15 protein-coding genes are annotated in these 15,038 nt (G+C 60.9%); 12 read left to right on the plus strand and 3 right to left on the minus strand.

Going from position 1 to position 15,038, the window contains the following annotated elements; all coding sequences use genetic code 11:
• Positions 1-99: 99 nt before the first annotated feature.
• From ACM66T_RS12740 to ACM66T_RS12780, 9 genes are all read left to right on the plus strand, one after another.
• Positions 100-321: a MoaD/ThiS family protein gene (locus ACM66T_RS12740; RefSeq protein WP_231019418.1), complete on the plus strand. Its 222-nt coding sequence runs from the start codon at positions 100-102 to the stop codon at positions 319-321.
• A 3-nt stretch (positions 322-324) separates the two neighbouring features.
• The gene (locus ACM66T_RS12745; protein ID WP_231019420.1) at positions 325-774 is read left to right on the plus strand and encodes a molybdopterin synthase catalytic subunit; all 450 of its coding nucleotides are present in this window, start codon (positions 325-327) and stop codon (positions 772-774) included.
• Complete coding sequence (gene glp, locus ACM66T_RS12750) at positions 771-1,985, plus strand: gephyrin-like molybdotransferase Glp (protein ID WP_231019422.1); 1,215 nt, start codon at positions 771-773, stop codon at positions 1,983-1,985. Before ACM66T_RS12745 ends, glp begins: the two co-directional genes overlap by 4 nt.
• A 14-nt stretch (positions 1,986-1,999) precedes the next feature.
• Entirely contained in the window at positions 2,000-2,602 is a 603-nt protein-coding gene (rdgB, locus tag ACM66T_RS12755) for an RdgB/HAM1 family non-canonical purine NTP pyrophosphatase (protein WP_231019423.1), read from the plus strand.
• A gap of 50 nt (positions 2,603-2,652) precedes the next feature.
• Positions 2,653-3,621, plus strand: coding sequence for a KpsF/GutQ family sugar-phosphate isomerase (locus ACM66T_RS12760; protein ID WP_416768629.1), 969 nt, complete (start codon positions 2,653-2,655; stop codon positions 3,619-3,621).
• A complete protein-coding gene (locus ACM66T_RS12765) occupies positions 3,618-4,388 on the plus strand; it encodes a pseudouridine synthase (RefSeq protein WP_416768630.1) in 771 nt (256 codons plus the stop codon). Before ACM66T_RS12760 ends, ACM66T_RS12765 begins: the two co-directional genes overlap by 4 nt.
• Positions 4,385-4,783 (plus strand): secondary thiamine-phosphate synthase enzyme YjbQ, encoded by a 399-nt coding sequence (locus ACM66T_RS12770; RefSeq protein WP_416768631.1) that lies wholly within the window; start codon positions 4,385-4,387, stop codon positions 4,781-4,783. Before ACM66T_RS12765 ends, ACM66T_RS12770 begins: the two co-directional genes overlap by 4 nt.
• 2 nt (positions 4,784-4,785) lie before the next feature.
• A complete protein-coding gene (locus ACM66T_RS12775; RefSeq protein ID WP_231019427.1) occupies positions 4,786-5,976 on the plus strand; it encodes a replication-associated recombination protein A in 1,191 nt (396 codons plus the stop codon).
• A gap of 94 nt (positions 5,977-6,070) precedes the next feature.
• Complete coding sequence (locus ACM66T_RS12780) at positions 6,071-7,405, plus strand: MFS transporter (RefSeq protein ID WP_349636717.1); 1,335 nt, start codon at positions 6,071-6,073, stop codon at positions 7,403-7,405.
• 84 nt (positions 7,406-7,489) lie between these two features.
• Here the strand turns inward: ACM66T_RS12780 and recJ are convergent, their stop codons facing one another.
• Positions 7,490-9,088 carry a single-stranded-DNA-specific exonuclease RecJ gene (gene recJ, locus ACM66T_RS12785; RefSeq protein ID WP_231019428.1) on the minus strand — a complete coding sequence of 533 codons (1,599 nt, stop codon included), beginning with the start codon at positions 9,086-9,088 and terminating at the stop codon, positions 7,490-7,492.
• Positions 9,072-10,700, minus strand: coding sequence for a CTP synthase (locus ACM66T_RS12790; RefSeq protein ID WP_416768632.1), 1,629 nt, complete (start codon positions 10,698-10,700; stop codon positions 9,072-9,074). Before ACM66T_RS12790 ends, recJ begins: the two co-directional genes overlap by 17 nt.
• A gap of 104 nt (positions 10,701-10,804) precedes the next feature.
• On the opposite strand from ACM66T_RS12790, the gene ACM66T_RS12795 reads away from it, so the two are divergent.
• From ACM66T_RS12795 to ACM66T_RS12805, 3 genes are all read left to right on the plus strand, one after another.
• Entirely contained in the window at positions 10,805-12,415 is a 1,611-nt protein-coding gene (locus ACM66T_RS12795; protein ID WP_231019430.1) for a cation:proton antiporter, read from the plus strand.
• Between the two features lie 249 nt (positions 12,416-12,664).
• On the plus strand, positions 12,665-13,174 hold the full coding sequence (locus ACM66T_RS12800) for an RDD family protein (RefSeq protein WP_231019431.1): 510 nt from the start codon (positions 12,665-12,667) through the stop codon (positions 13,172-13,174).
• Positions 13,175-14,263, plus strand: a complete 1,089-nt coding sequence (locus ACM66T_RS12805) for an MFS transporter (RefSeq protein WP_416768633.1) — start codon at positions 13,175-13,177, stop codon at positions 14,261-14,263.
• Here the strand turns inward: ACM66T_RS12805 and ACM66T_RS12810 are convergent.
• Entirely contained in the window at positions 14,260-15,012 is a 753-nt protein-coding gene (locus ACM66T_RS12810) for a DUF481 domain-containing protein (RefSeq protein ID WP_231019433.1), read from the minus strand. The two genes, ACM66T_RS12805 and ACM66T_RS12810, sit on opposite strands and share 4 nt — an antisense overlap.
• Between the last annotated feature and the right edge of the window lie 26 nt (positions 15,013-15,038).

Raw genomic sequence — 15,038 nt, forward strand, 5'->3', positions numbered from 1 at the left:
GAAATAAAGCTAACAATTATACGGCGCCTCCTCTGAAATAACCCGTCCTCAACTCCGCTTTGTTATAATCACGGACTTGTTTTCATAAGGATTACCACTATGGTTCGTATCGAATTCCTTGGGCCGATCAACAAACCGGCCATCGAAATGGAAGCCGCCACCCTCGCCGACGTCGCCAAGGCCCTGCGCGAGGACGCCGAACTCGCCCCCTGGCTGGAGAACAGCGCCGTCGCCGTCAACGACACCCTCGTTGCCGGCCTCGAGACGCCACTGAAATCCGGGGACAAAGTCTCCCTGCTTCCGCCGGTCTGCGGAGGCTGAGGCGTGCTGGAACTCTTTGACGGGGCACTCGACGTGCCCGCACTGCTGACACGCTGGTACGAAGAGGAGGCGCAGAGCAACTACGGCGCCTACATCCCCTTTGTCGGGACCGTTCGCGACGAGAACGGCATCGAGGGGCTGAGCTTCGACATCTACGAACCTATTCTCAACAGCTGGTTCGATGCCTGGCAGGAAAAAGCCGCCGAACGGGGCGCCGTCGTGAAGATGGCCCACAGCCGCGGCGACGTTCTCCTGCACGAATCCTCCTACATTGCCGCCGTCTTCTCCCCGAAACGCCGCGTCGCGCTGGAGATGATCGAGGCGTTCGTCGAGGATTTCAAAGCCAGCGCCCCCATCTGGAAGTATGACCTCGTAAACGGTGAACGCGTCTACGCCGACGACCGCTCCACGGCGATCAAAGGCAGCGGGCTGCTGGCCGGGGGTGAGTCATGAGTTTCCTCTCCTATACCGAATCCGTCGACCGCCTGCTCTCCCTCGACACCGGCCGCGTCCGCGTCGAGAAGGTCGCCCTGCCCGACGCGCTCGGGCGCATTCTTGCCGAACATATCGTCGCCGACGAGGACTACCCGCGCCACCCGACGGCTTCCATGGACGGCTATGCCATCGTGGCCGCCGACCAGAGTCAAGGGACGATCGCCCTCTCCCGCACCGACAACCCCGCGGGCAGTGACGGCCGCGAAGCCGTCCGCAGCGGCATTGCCCTCAAGACTTTCACGGGCGCCAAGATGCCCGAGGGTGCCGACACCCTCATCCCCATCGAGAACGTCACGGTCGACAACGGCGCCATCCGTATCGATACCCCCGTGCGCGAAGGGTTCAGCGTCCGTCCCGTCGGCGAGAGCTACTTTGAAGGCGAGATCCTCATCCCCGCCGGCACGGCCATCGGCTATGCCGAGATCGGGGTGATGGCGGGACTGAACCGCGTCATGATCCCCGTCGCCCGCCGCCCCCGCGTCGGCGTCCTCTCCACCGGCAGCGAGATCCTCGACCTGGGCGAACGCGAACGCACCGATTCGCAGATCCGCAGCTCCAACAACTATACCCTCGCCGCCCTCGCCCAGAGCGCCGGCGCGGAAGTCGTTCAGCTCGGTACCGCCGAGGATGACCGGCAGAACATTACGGCCGCCTTCGAGAACGCGCTCGCGTGCAGCGACATCGTCGTCAGTACGGGCGGGGTCAGCGTCGGTGACTACGACTTCGTCAAGGACGTCGTTCCGGCCCTGGGCGCCACCGTTATCTTCAAAGGGGTACGGATGAAACCGGGGCAGCACGTCATGGTCGCCCAGCGCGGCAACCAGTTTATCCTGGCCCTGCCCGGCTTCGCATACTCTTCGACGGTCACCTTCATTCTCTATGCCCTGCCGCTCATCCGCAGGATGCTCGGGCGCGACCCCGGCCACGCCGTCGTCGAGGCGACCCTGGCCGAGCCTTTCAACAAGCGCTCAAACAAAAGCGAATTCACGACCTGCAACCTCCGCCTGAGCGACGGGCGCTACCTCGTCGATTTCGAAGAGAAAAAGGCCGCCTCCTCCGCGGTGCTGACCAATATGCTGGACAACGCCGCCCTGATGATCACCGACGAGAGCGACGGCCCGCTGGACGCGGGAACCGTCGTGCGCGTCATCCGGCTCGACCGGTTGTAACGATGGGAGAGAAGATGCAGCTCGTACTTGCCACCTCCAACAAGGGGAAGATCCGTGAGATCGCCCAGCTCTGCGACAGCTTCGAGGTCGTCGCCTTCAGCGACCTCGTCGACCTCGGCGAGATTGTCGAGGACGGCGACACCTTCGCCGCCAACGCGCTGATCAAGGCGCGCACCGTCTATAACGCCCTGAACGACCCCGACGCCATCGTCCTCTCCGACGACAGCGGCATCAGCGTCGCAGCCCTGGACAACGCCCCGGGCATCTACAGCGCCCGCTATGCCGGCAAAGGCGCGACGGACAAGGACAACCTCAACAAGCTCGTCGAGGCCCTCAAGGCCAAAGGCCTCACCGAGTCCCCCGCCTTCTACACCGCCGCCATCAGCATCGTCTGCCGCGAAGGCGAATACACCGTCCACGGCTGGATGCACGGGAAAGTCATCGACACCCCCCGCGGCGACGGCGGCTTCGGCTACGACCCGATGTTCATCCCCCAGGGTTACGAACAGACCCTCGGCGAACTGGACGGCGAGATCAAGAAGCGCATCTCCCACCGCTCCAAGGCACTCGGCCTCGCCAAGGTCGTCCTAGCCACCATCCGCAAGGCGCGCCACTAGCGCCTGCCTAAACATCCCAGCCTTAACGACATTTCAGTTATAATCTCTCTATGAAACAAAACTATATTCCCGTAGCACGCGAGGTGCTCGCAATCGAGGCCGACACCCTGAAAACGGCCTCGGAAGCCCTTGATGAGAGCATCAACCTCGCCGTCGACCTTATCCTCGGAACCCGCGGCAAACTGATCGTGACGGGGGTAGGTAAATCGGGCCTGATCGGCGCCAAGATCGCCGCCACGATGGCCTCGACGGGAACCCCGAGCTTCTTCCTCCACCCCACCGAAGCCCTGCACGGCGACCTGGGGATGATCGGCAAGGAGGATGCCGTCCTTGCCATCAGCTACAGCGGCGAAAGCGAGGAGCTCAGCTCCATCCTGCCGCACATCAAGCGGTTCGACATTCCGCTCATCGGCCTGACGCGCAGCGCCGCATCGACGCTGGGGCGCTACAGCGACGTGCTCGTGCCCATCCGCGTCGAACGCGAAGCCTGCCCCCTCGGCGTCGCCCCGACGAGTTCGACGACCCTGACCCTCGCCGTCGGCGACGCCCTGGCCGTCTGCCTGATGAAAGCCCAGGACTTCCAAAAAGAGGATTTCGCCTCCTTCCACCCCGGCGGCAGTCTCGGCCGGAAACTCTTCGTCAAGGTCGCGGACGTCATGCGCAAGGAGCAGCTGCCCGTCACCGACGAGAACACCCCGCTCAAAGAGGCCATCGTCACGATGAGCGAGGGGCGTCTGGGCGCCGTGCTGCTGACCGGCAGCGAGGGCACGCTGCGCGGTCTGCTGACCGACGGGGACCTCCGCCGCGCCCTGATGCGCCCCGGCTTTGACATCAATGCGGCGGCAAAAACCTATGCCACCCCCGAACCGCGGACTGTCAGAGAGAGCGAAATGCTCGCCAGCGATGCCCTGGTGCTGATGGAAGAGAAGAAGATCCAGCTGCTCATCGTCACCGATGCGGCCGGCCACATCCACGGCGTGCTTCACCTGCACGACCTCGTCGAAAAGGGGATCGCATGACGCGCCTTAACAAATTTATCTCCCACCACTCCACCTATTCCCGCCGCGAGGCCGACCGTGCCATCCAGGATGGGTATGTCCGCATCAACGGCGAGATCGTCACCAACCCGGCCACCCAGGTCGACGAAAAGAACGACGAGGTCTATATCAGCGGGAAAAAAGTCAGTACCGTCGAGAAGATGACCGTCATCGTCTACAACAAGCCCCGCGGTGAACTCGTCACCAAAAAAGACCCCCAGGGGCGCCGTACCATCTACGACACCCTGGAGAAACCTTATAAACACTTCATTCCCGTCGGGCGGCTTGACTACGCCACCGAAGGGCTGCTGCTGCTGACCGACAGCCCCCGTGTCGCTTCCGTGCTGATGCACTCCGCGCTGGAGCGGGTCTACAAGGTCAAGATCAAAGGGCCCGTGACCGAAGCGATGGAGGAGGCGATGCGGGAAGGGATGCACCTTGACGACGCCTCGGCAGGTGCGCACGCCAAAAACGATATCGAGGCGATGACCTTCGCGCCTTTCTACGCCTACCAGGTCCAGAAGAACCGCCACGACTACTCCATCCTCAAGATCGCCATCGGCGAGGGGAAAAACCGCGAGATCCGCCGCTTCTTCGCCCACTTCGGCGCCGAAGTCGCCGACCTGAAGCGACTGGCCTACGGCGGGATCGAACTCAACAACCTGCCGACAGGGAAAACCCGCTTCCTTTCGCGCAGCGAGTATGCCAGCCTGCGCGACTTCATCAAAGAAGAGGAGAAGAAACAGTGAAAACATTGACACTCACCACCAAAAGCAAAACGGAGATCACCGACATCACCGACGACGTCAGGGAAGCCGTCATCACTTCGGGGGTCAAAGAGGGCATCTGTGTCATCTTTACCCCGCACACGACGACAGGTATTCTGCTCTCCGAGAACGTCGACCCGCGGCTGCAGCGCGACCTGCTGGGATCGCTCGCGCGGATCGCCCCCGACAATGTCCGCTACGCCCACGGCGGCGGCAATGCGGCGGCGCATATCAAGTCCGCGCGTACCGGCGTCAGCATCACCATTCCCGTCGTCGGCGGCCGCCCGCTGCTGGGCGAATGGCAGGGCGTGCTCTTCGCCGAATTCGACGGTCCGCGCGAGGCGCGCGAAGTCATGATCAAGATCATCGCCGGCTAGGAATGGACTTCACCGCGCTGCTCCGCCCCGACTCCTTCGACGCCCTGCTGGGACAGCCGCACCTGAGCGCCCCCGACGCGCCGCTGCGGACCCTCTGCGAAAAAAACGCGCTGGGCCACACCTTCTTTTACGGCCCCCCCGGTACGGGGAAGACCTCGATCGCCCGCATCATCGCCAAGGTGATGGACCTCCCCTTTTATGAATTCAACGCGACCTCGCTGAAGATCGAGCAGCTGCGCAAGATCTTCGACCAGTACAAAAACGCGCTGACAAGACCGCTCCTCTTCATCGACGAGGTGCACCGCCTGGCCAAGAACCAGCAGGAGGTTCTGCTGCCCGTTATGGAGACTAACAGCGTGTTAGTCATCGGTGCGTCCACGGAAAACCCCTACTTCTCGCTGACGGCGGCGATGCGCTCGCGCTCGATGCTGTTTGAGCTGAAACCCGTGGACGAAACGGCGATGGGAACGATTCTGGAGAAGGCGGTGGTACAGTCGGAGTGTACGATCGACGAGGCGGCCCGCGACTACCTGATCCGCACCAGCGGCGGAGATGCCCGGGCGATGCTGAAACTGCTGGAGTTCGCCCTGGCGATCCGCAACGATGTCGACCGCGACCTTCTGCAGAGCCTGCGCCCGGCCGCCCAGAGCCGGGGCAGCGCCGAAGCGACGGAGCACTACGACCTCGCCTCGGCGCTGATCAAGTCGATCCGCGGTTCCGACCCCGATGCGGCCGTCTACTACCTCGCACGCCTTATCGAGGGGGGCGAACCGCCCGAGTTCATCGCCCGCCGCCTCGTCATCCTTGCCAGCGAGGACGTCGGCAACGCCAACCCCCAGGCATTGACGCTCTGCACCTCCGCGATGACCTCTGTCAAACAGATTGGCTACCCCGAAGCGCGGATCATCCTTGCCCAGGCCGTCATCTACCTTTGCGCCTCCCCCAAGTCCAACAGCGCCTACAATGCGATCAACACGGCGCAGCAGGCGATCAGGGACGGCGTCCTGCTTGATCCCCCGCCGACGATCAAACAGTTCAACGAACACTACCGGTACCCCCATGACTACGGCGGCTGGGTCGCGCAGGAGTATCTCACAGAACCGCTGCACTTTGTCGATTTCAAGCCCATCGGCTATGAGCAGAAAATGGGGGAGTGGCTGCGCAAAATCCGCGGGGATGACGCACCAGCTTAAACGAACAATAAACCCCCCTGTTGTACCTAAAGTAAACACACGCCCTAAGTATTTCTTCTTATAATGTTGGGATTTTTCCTTCCAAGGATGCTTGATGAAAACCATCATGAAGAAAACCCTCCCCCTGAGCATGATCATCGGCCTGCGCTTTTTCGGGCTTTTTATTGTCCTCTCCGTCCTGTCGCAATACGCCCTGGAGCTGCCGGGCGGCACCCCCTTCCTCGCCGGGGTTGCCCTGGGGGGGTACGCCCTGACCCAGGCTTTTTTACAGGTCCCGTTCGGGGCGATGAGCGACAAGTTCGGCCGTAAAAAGACGATCCTTGTCGGGCTGCTCATCTTCGCCGCCGGTTCCGTGATCGCCGCATCGGCGGAGAACGTCTATTGGCTCCTGCTCGGCCGCTTCTTGCAGGGTGCCGGCGCCATCGGTTCCGTCGTCACCGCGATGATCGCCGACCAGGTCCGCGAGGACGAACGCGCCCACGCCATGGCCGTGATGGGGATGGTCATCGCCATGAGCTTCGCCGCCTCCATGATCATCGGGCCGCTCGTCGCCGGGGTCTGGTCCGTCTCCGCGCTCTTCTGGCTGACCGCGATCCTCTCCATCACCGCCCTCGTCATCCTCTTCACCGCCGTGCCGGAACCGCCGCAGATCGTCCACCACTATAGCGAGGACGAGGCGCAGATCAAGCATGTCTTCAAGGACAAAGAGCTGGTACGCATGTACATCACCTTCCTCTTCCACAGCTCGACGATGGCCATCGCTTTCTTCCTGATTCCGATCATCATGAAACAGCAGTTCGGCATGGGCACGATGGAGTTCTGGAAGGTTTACCTCCCCGCCGTTATTTTCGGGATCCTCGCGATGGGGCCGGCGGCCGTCTTCGGCGAGAAATACGCCAAGGGCAAGCAGATCTTCCTCATTTCCATCGGCTTCATCATCGCCGCGTTCGCGCTGATGGGCTTCACAACCTCCTTCTGGGCCTTCGCCGTCGGCGCCGTCTTCTTCTTCATCGGCTTCAACATGTTCGAGCCCCTCTTGCAAAGCTTTGTCAGCAAATTCGCCAAGGTACATCAGAAGGGTGCGGCCCTCGGCGTCGCCAATACCTTTGCCTACGTCGGCATCTTTATCGGCGGGGCGCTGGGCGGGGCCCTCTACCAGCACTTCTCCAAAGAGGGGGTCGCGATCTTCGTCATGAGCGCATCGGTGCTCTGGTTCCTCTGGATCCTCGGCATGCGCAACCCGGGGCTGCGCGCGACACTCTTCCTCGATTTCGAATCCTATGACAAAGCCAAAGTGCCGTCACTCAAAGGGATGGAGGGGATCTCCGACTTTTACGTCAACGAAACCGAAAGCCTCATTATCATCAAGTACGATGCCGAACTCCTCAACGAAGAGGGGCTCAAAACCCATATGCTCAAAGCGGCCTGACGCCGCTCGGGCTCCTCACTGCACACCTGCAAAAATCCTCAGAAAAAACGCGTAAGAAAAAAGTACCGCTAAATCGGCTGATGCCTAGCCGTAGAGGCGTTCAAGCATCATCTGGATGGAGACCCGTCCGCCCCATTCGTTTCGGGCCAGGGTATAGCTGCAGGTGAGACGGCCGCTCTCGGGCCGCTCCAGCTTTCGCCGGAAGGCCATGAGGTCATATGTCTCGCGCTCGTGCCGGAAGAGCCGCAGGCTGACCTTGGAGTGGTCCCCGTCGCTGCCGAGGTAGCGGATGCCGACGACCTCGGCATCCCGTGCCAGGAAACGCGGGCGGGGGTTGCCCTCGCCGTAGGGCTCGTAGCGCTCCAGGATCTCCAACAGTTCGAAATCCACGCTGCCCGTGTCGAGCTGCCCGACGATCTCTTCGACCGGCAGGAAATCCTCCGGATCGAGCGTTGCTGCTTCGGCGTTGATCCCGGCGCGAAAGGCGTCGACATCCTCGGCGCGCAGGGAGAGCCCCGCAGCCATCATATGGCCGCCGAACTTCTCAAGCAGCCCCTCCTGCGAGGCGATCAGGTCGTAGATGCTGACGTTGCCGAGCGAACGCGCACTCCCCTTGGCCCGTCCCTCCTCGATACTGAGCACGATGGCCGGCCTTTCAAACCGCTGTACCAGCCGCGCGGCGACGATCCCCACGACCCCCTCGTGCCACCCTTCGTGGGCGACGACGATGACCCGGTCGTCGGGCCGGACCAGGGCAATGGCCTCCTCCGTCGCCTCCGCCTCGATGGCTTTGCGCATGACGTTGAGCTGCGTCAGGAGTTCAAACTGCCTGAAGGCCGTCTTCTCATCCGGCGCGGTCAACAGCTCCAGGGCCAAAGAAGCATCCTCCAGACGGCCGGCGGCATTGATGCGCGGCGCGATCTGGAAACCGATATCCTCGGCCCCCAGTTTCGTTTTCCCCAATGCTTCGCGGACGATGACGGAGAAGGGGCGGCCGGAGCGCTCCATCTGGGCGAGCCCCGCCTGCACGATCGCACGGTTGATCCCCATAAGCGGCATCACGTCGGCGATGATCGCCAGAGCCAGGAGTTCGAGGAACTGCCCCATATCGATGGAGAGCCCCAGCTCCTTCTTGATCAGCGCCATCAGCAACCATGCCACCTGCGCCCCGCAGATCTCCGGGAAAGCGTAGTGGTCGTCAGCGCGCTTCGGGTCGACGACGGCGTAGGCGTCAGGCAGTTTCTCGGAGGGCGTATGGTGGTCGGTGATGATCAGATCGATGCCGCGCGCTTTGCACACCTCCGCCGCCGCGAAGGCGTTGATACCGTTGTCGACGGTAAACACGACGTCGGCGTCAATGCGCTCGAGCACGCGTTCGGAAACTCCGTAGCCGTCTGTGAAACGATTGGGTATGGTCACCTCGAGCGGATAGGGGATCTGCCGGAAAAAGAGGGTCGTGATCGCCGTGGCGGTCACGCCGTCGACGTCGTAATCCCCCACCAGGGCAACGCGTTCGCCTTTGCGGATGGCATCGGCGATCCGTTTCGCGGCCTTTGAAGCATCGGTCAGACCGGCGGGGTCGGGGATATCGGAGAGTTTGGAAAAACCGGAGGCAAAACGCGAACGCAGCAGTGCCTCCAGGGCACGCTTGTCCAGCAGCGGAGCGTCAGGCGCCTTTGGCATGGGCCAGCGCCGCCTTGACAAAGGCGAGAATGGAGGGGTTCGGCGTCTGCAGACGCGAGGTGAATTCCGGGTGGAACTGGACACCGAGGAACCACGGGTGCGCCGGGATCTCGACGGCTTCGATCAGGCCGTTGGATTCGCCGGTGACGATCATACCGGCATCCTCGAGCTCCTTGCGATAGGTCGGGTTCGCCTCGTAACGGTGGCGGTGGCGCTCGAAAATCGTCTTTTGGCCGTTATAGGCTTCGCGCAGCAAAGAACCCTCTTTCGTGTCACAGGGGTATTCGCCCAGGCGCAGCGTCCCGCCCATCGGCGACTTGTGGGTGCGCAGCTCGGTCTCGCCGCTCTGGTTGATGAAGTTGTCGATCAGGTAGATCATCGGGTGCGCCGTCTCCTCGTCAAACTCGATGGAGTTCGCGTCCTCGTAGCCCAATACGTTGCGGGCGTACTCGACGAGGGTCAGCTGCATGCCGAGGCAGATCCCGAGATAGGGCACTTTGTTTGTTCGGGCATAGTTGATCGCCTGGATCTTGCCTTCCACCCCGCGTGAACCGAAGCCCCCGGCGACGAGGACGGCGTCACAGTCCTGTAGCAGCGTCTCTGCGCCGCGCTCCTCGATCTCCTCGCTGTCAACCCAGCAGAAATCGACCTTCGTATCCAGGTGCGCGCCCGAGTGGATCAGCGCCTCGATCAGAGACTTGTACGACTCTTTGAGCTCCAGGTACTTGCCGACGAAGCCGATACTGATGCGCTCCTGCGGGGAGACGATCTTCTTGACCAGTGCGTCCCACTGCTCCATGTCCGGGTTCAGCTCGCCCAGCTCCAGCGCCTTGGCGATCGGAGGCAGGATATTCTGATGCATGAAACTGATGGGCACCGCGTAGACGCTCGGCGCATCCAGTGCCTCGATGACACTGTCCTGGGGAACGTCACAGGAGAAGGCGAGCTTTTTCTTGAAAGTTTTCGGCAGGGCGTGTTCGCTGCGGGCGATGATCATCTGCGGGGTGATACCGATACGGCGCAGCTCCTGGACCGAGTGCTGGGTCGGCTTGCTCTTATGCTCGCCGGCGGCTTTGATGTAGGGGATCAGGGTAACGTGGATGAAGAAGGTACCGGAGACCTCCTCGTCATGCTTCATCTGGCGCACGGCCTCCATGAACGGCTGTCCCTCGATGTCGCCGACGGTCCCGCCGAGCTCGACGACGAGAATATCGTGTCCTTCGCCCGCCGATTTGATCCGGTCGACGATCTCGCCGACGATGTGCGGAATGACCTGGATCGTCTGCCCCAGGTACCCCCCGGCACGTTCGCGCTCGATGACCGAGCTGTAGACCTGCCCCGTCGTGAAGTTGCTGCTCTTGAGGAAGGAGGTATCGAGGAAGCGCTCGTAGTTCCCGATGTCGAGGTCGGTCTCCGCGCCGTCTTTCGTGACGAAGACTTCCCCGTGTTCCAGGGGGCTCATCGTCCCCGGGTCAACGTTGATGTAGGGGTCGATTTTGAGCATACCGACCTTTTTACCGGAATGCTTCAGCAACGCCCCGATGGAAGCAGCCGTGATCCCTTTCCCAAGGGAACTCAGTACCCCGCCCGTTACAAAGATATATTTCGTCATCGCAGACCCCGTTTGAAGCTATATTTTTTCGCAATTATAACGGGCGGCGGCTTATCGCTGTATGAGATACTCCTGCTATACTTACCGGAAAAAAGAAACATAACATGGACCAGCCCCTGCTCTACGCCGTTACGGCCCTTGCCATCTCCGTTGTTGTGAACATTCTGCTCAAGAAGATCGGTGTCTCCCAGGTGATCGGCTACATTCTGACCGGCACGATTATCGTCTATGCCTTCGACCTGCGCCACTACAACGATTCGCACACCCTTGAGCAGATCGCGGAGTTCGGGATCGTCTTCTTGATGTTCACGATCGGCCTGGAGCTTTCCCTGCCCCGGCTGGGGGCCCTGAAACAGATCGTCTTCGTCAACGGTCTGCTTCAGGTACTTGTCACGGCAGTCACCGTCTTTGGCTTTGCCTATGCGCTGTTGGGCATCGGCCTCACCTCATCCATCATCATCGCCAGCGCCTTCGCGCTCTCCTCCACCGCCGTCGTGCTCAGCTATCTCAAAAGCTCCAAGGAGATCCACCTCCCCTACGGGCAGCGCGCCATGGGAATCCTGATCTTCCAGGATATCGCCGTCATCCCGATCCTGCTGCTCATCGGATTCCTCGCCAGCGAGGGCGGCGACTGGCAGAGCACGCTGCTGCACACCGCCGAGAGCGCCGTGCTGATCCTCGTCATCCTCTTTTCCGTCGGCAGACCGATGATGACATGGCTGCTGCATTTCGCGGCTGACAGCGGGATCGAGGAGCTCTTCCTCGGCTCGGTCCTCGTGATCGCCGTCGGGGCTTCCCTCCTTGCCGATGCGATGGGCTTTACCTACTCGCTGGGCGCTTTCCTCGCCGGGGTCATCATTGCCGAAACCAGGTACCACCACAAGGTCGAGGCGGACATTGCCTCCTTCAAAGATCTCCTTCTGGGCGTCTTCTTCGTCACCGTCGGCATGAAAATAGACCTCGCTTTCTTCGCCGAGCACCTCGTCAGCATCCTCGGTGTCCTCGCCGCCGTCATGCTCCTCAAAAGCCTGATCATCTTCGCCCTGATCCGCCTGAGCAGCCCGACGCCCGTCGCCCTCAAAAGCGCGCTGTCGCTCTCCCAGCTCGGCGAGTTCTCCTTCGCCATCTTCGCCCTGGCCGCCTCGGACGGGCTGCTCGATCCGGCCCTGGAACAGTACCTGATCATGATGGTCGTCGTCTCCCTCGTACTGACCCCTTTCTACCTGCCGAAAATCCACCCCTTCGTGCTCAAGCGCTTTCAGCAAAAAGGGCTTCATGACAACCTTTCCCCTGTGGCGGAGCACCGGAACCACGTTATCGTCTGCGGCTACAGTACCGTCGGGAAGTTCGTCGCGGCCGAGCTCAAAGCACGGGGGATGGCGTACGTCGTCATCGACAACTCTCTCAAACATGTCAAAGAGGGGCTGGACTGCGGCGAAGCCATCTACCTCGGCGACCTCTCCAAGCCGGCCATCGCGGCAGCCCTGCATACGGAAAACGCCTCGGCCGTTATCGTGACGCTGGACAACCCGGAAAAGAAAAACCTCATCTGCGAAACGGTGCTCGCCATCAATCCTCAGGCGAACCTTGTCGTGAAAATCGTGACGCTCGAAGAGAAAAAAGGGCTTGAAGCGCTGCATGTCGGACATATCGTTGATGGCAAACATGAGGTCGCAAAGGTCCTGGTCTCCCAGGCAATGCAGTGTGAAATGTAAAAGGGTGGTTTAAAAACATCCCGGTAAAAGGAGGGGGGAAACCGGGATGCGCTTCATAGGTATATAAGGAGTGTATAAATGAAACTCAATGACTGCTACTGTTGTCGTTGAGACGGTGAAAGTATAGGGCAGAAGAGGTAAACTAGCCGTAAATATGCAACTATAATACAAATCTTTTATGTTATGTTTAAGTATAACAAATACTTTTACTTCGTCTTTGTCCGTCACCCCTTTCGCTATAATGGCGCCATGCGATGGCGAGAGATTAAACACACCAAACCGAAACGTCGGCCGGAGAGCGCTCCGAAAGTGACCTATGCCGACTTCAAGTCACGGGCCCTGGCCTTTATCACGGATATCTTCATGATCGGCATTCCCATCACCCTCATCATTATGATCGCCTTCGGACATGATCAGATGATGAACAGCGCGGGCGGAACGGATGTATTGATGAACCCGGCCGAGGCGAAGCAGCACGCCCCCAACCCCTACGCCTCGATCACGCAGATGCTGCTCTATGCCGTCACCTTCGTCCTCTTCTGGCACAAAAGCGGACAGACGCCGGGCAAAAAGATGATGCAGATCCGCGTCGTTGACGCACAAACCTTCCGGACGGCCTCCTGGAGCCGCCTGTTCCTGCGTTTCGTCGGCTACTTTCTCTCTGCTCTCACCCTGGTCGGTTTCTTCACCGGGCTGCTGCGCCGCGACGGCAGGGCCCTGCACGACCTGCTCAGCGGTACCGCCGTCATCCGTGCCTGAATGACCCTGCTCGTCTCCGCGTTTTACTTTTTCTACTTCGCCATCATCGGCGTCTACGTCATCTTCATGCCCAAAGTGCTTGAGATGGTCGGGTACGCCCCCTCGGAAATCGGCATTATCTTCGCCAGTGCGCCGCTGGTGCGTTTCGCCGTCCCCTTCGCCTTTATGCGCGGTCTCCGGCTCGACCGGACCGTCTTCAACGCCGCCCTGCTCCTCATGCTCGCCGCGGCCGCCGCTTTTTTCCCGGCCCTGCCCCACTTCTGGGCGCTGCTGGCCGCTAACATCACCCTGGGAATAGGGCTCAGCCTTATCCTCCCCTATATCGAGGTGATCGTACTGGAACTGATCGGCAAGGAGCGGTACGGTAAGGTGCGGCTCTACGGTTCGGTCGGCTTCATCCTCGTGGCCCTCGCACTGGTCAAGGTGCTGGACGCACCCCAGACGGCACTCTTTTTCCTGATGGGGACGACGCTGCTGACGGCGCTGTTCGGGTACAGCATCGCCAGGCATGATGCGAAAAAACAGTCAGAAGCGCCTGCGGCAGCCGACAGCGGCGGGTTTACGCTGCTGACCCACCCCGGCCTCTGGCTGGGCTTTCTACTGATGCAGATCAGTTTCGGCCCCTTTTACAACTTCTTCACCATCTACGAGACCGCCCACGGCGTGAGCCTCGATATGACCATCTACCTCTGGAGTTTCGGCGTGATCGCGGAGATCGTCCTCTTCTACTTCCAGGGTCCCCTGTTGCGCCGCAACCTGCATCGCCTGCTGGAGTTTGCCGCCGGTGTCACCGTCATCCGCTGGCTCATCGTCTGGCAGTTCCCCGAAAACCTGCCGCTGCTTTTTGCGGCGCAGAGCATGCATGCGATCAGTTTCGCCCTCTTTCACACCGCGGCGATCAGCTACCTCTACACCCTCTTCACCCAGAAAAAACTGGCGCAGCAGTTCTTCTTCGGGATCAGCTACGGACTGGGGGGATTTATCGGCGCCGTGGGGTCGGGGTATGTCTATGAGTACGCCCCAGCATCCCTCTTTCTCACCGCGGCGATCGCCTCCGCGCTCGCGCTGCTCGCGCTGCGGCGCGGCTAGAACTTGAACGTAAACAGGGTCCGCTGGTAGAAATCATCCTGTTTGACGCCGACGGCGGGCTTCGCATCGTGGTTATACCCGACCCGGAAGCCGAGATAAAGCTGCTTGTAAATCCGCAGTTCAACCCGGGCGGAAGTGGCGATGTAGTAATCGTTGGCGTCGTCGACCTTGGGCTGGTAATAGGCAACCGCCGCAAACAGGGCATCGTCCGGCAGCGGCAGGCTGTAGGCGAGGTAGCTGTTGAAACGGAGGTTGCGCTCCAGGGGATCGACCGCGGTCGAATAGCCGATATACTCGGCATAGGCACCCAGGCCGATAAACAACCCGCCCCACTGGCCGCGTTTCTTGTTCAGGACCTTCCAGCGCACGCCTCCGCCGGCAAGGGCACGCTCCTCGATAGACTTGAACGCATCCTTCTCCATCTGCCCGAACCCTTCCGCCGCGATATCGGCGCCGGCGATGTTGCGGATATAGCGCAGGTGGGCGAAGAGGTTGTCCGTATCCTTGACGCCGCTGGCCTCGCCGTATTCGCCGCGCACCACCCCCCAGAGCACGTAGGTCGTGTTGCTGTCGAACTGCAGCTGAAGGCTCCCGGAGTAGTTGTCTTTCTCCGTATTGCCCCGTTTGGTCTCAAACGCACCGGAAAGCTCCCCGGAAAGGCCTGGTTTCTCGCCGACCTCGCGGGGTTTGATCGCGACAATGGCGAAGAGTTGTACCGAAAGAAGTAAAAGAAAAAAAGCTCGTACCACGCAAGACTCCGTCTGAAAATCAGACG

Origin of the sequence: Sulfurimonas sp. ST-25 (assembly GCF_048079205.1) — a bacterium.
In the GTDB taxonomy this organism is placed as follows: domain Bacteria; phylum Campylobacterota; class Campylobacteria; order Campylobacterales; family Sulfurimonadaceae; genus Thiomicrolovo; species Thiomicrolovo sulfuroxydans.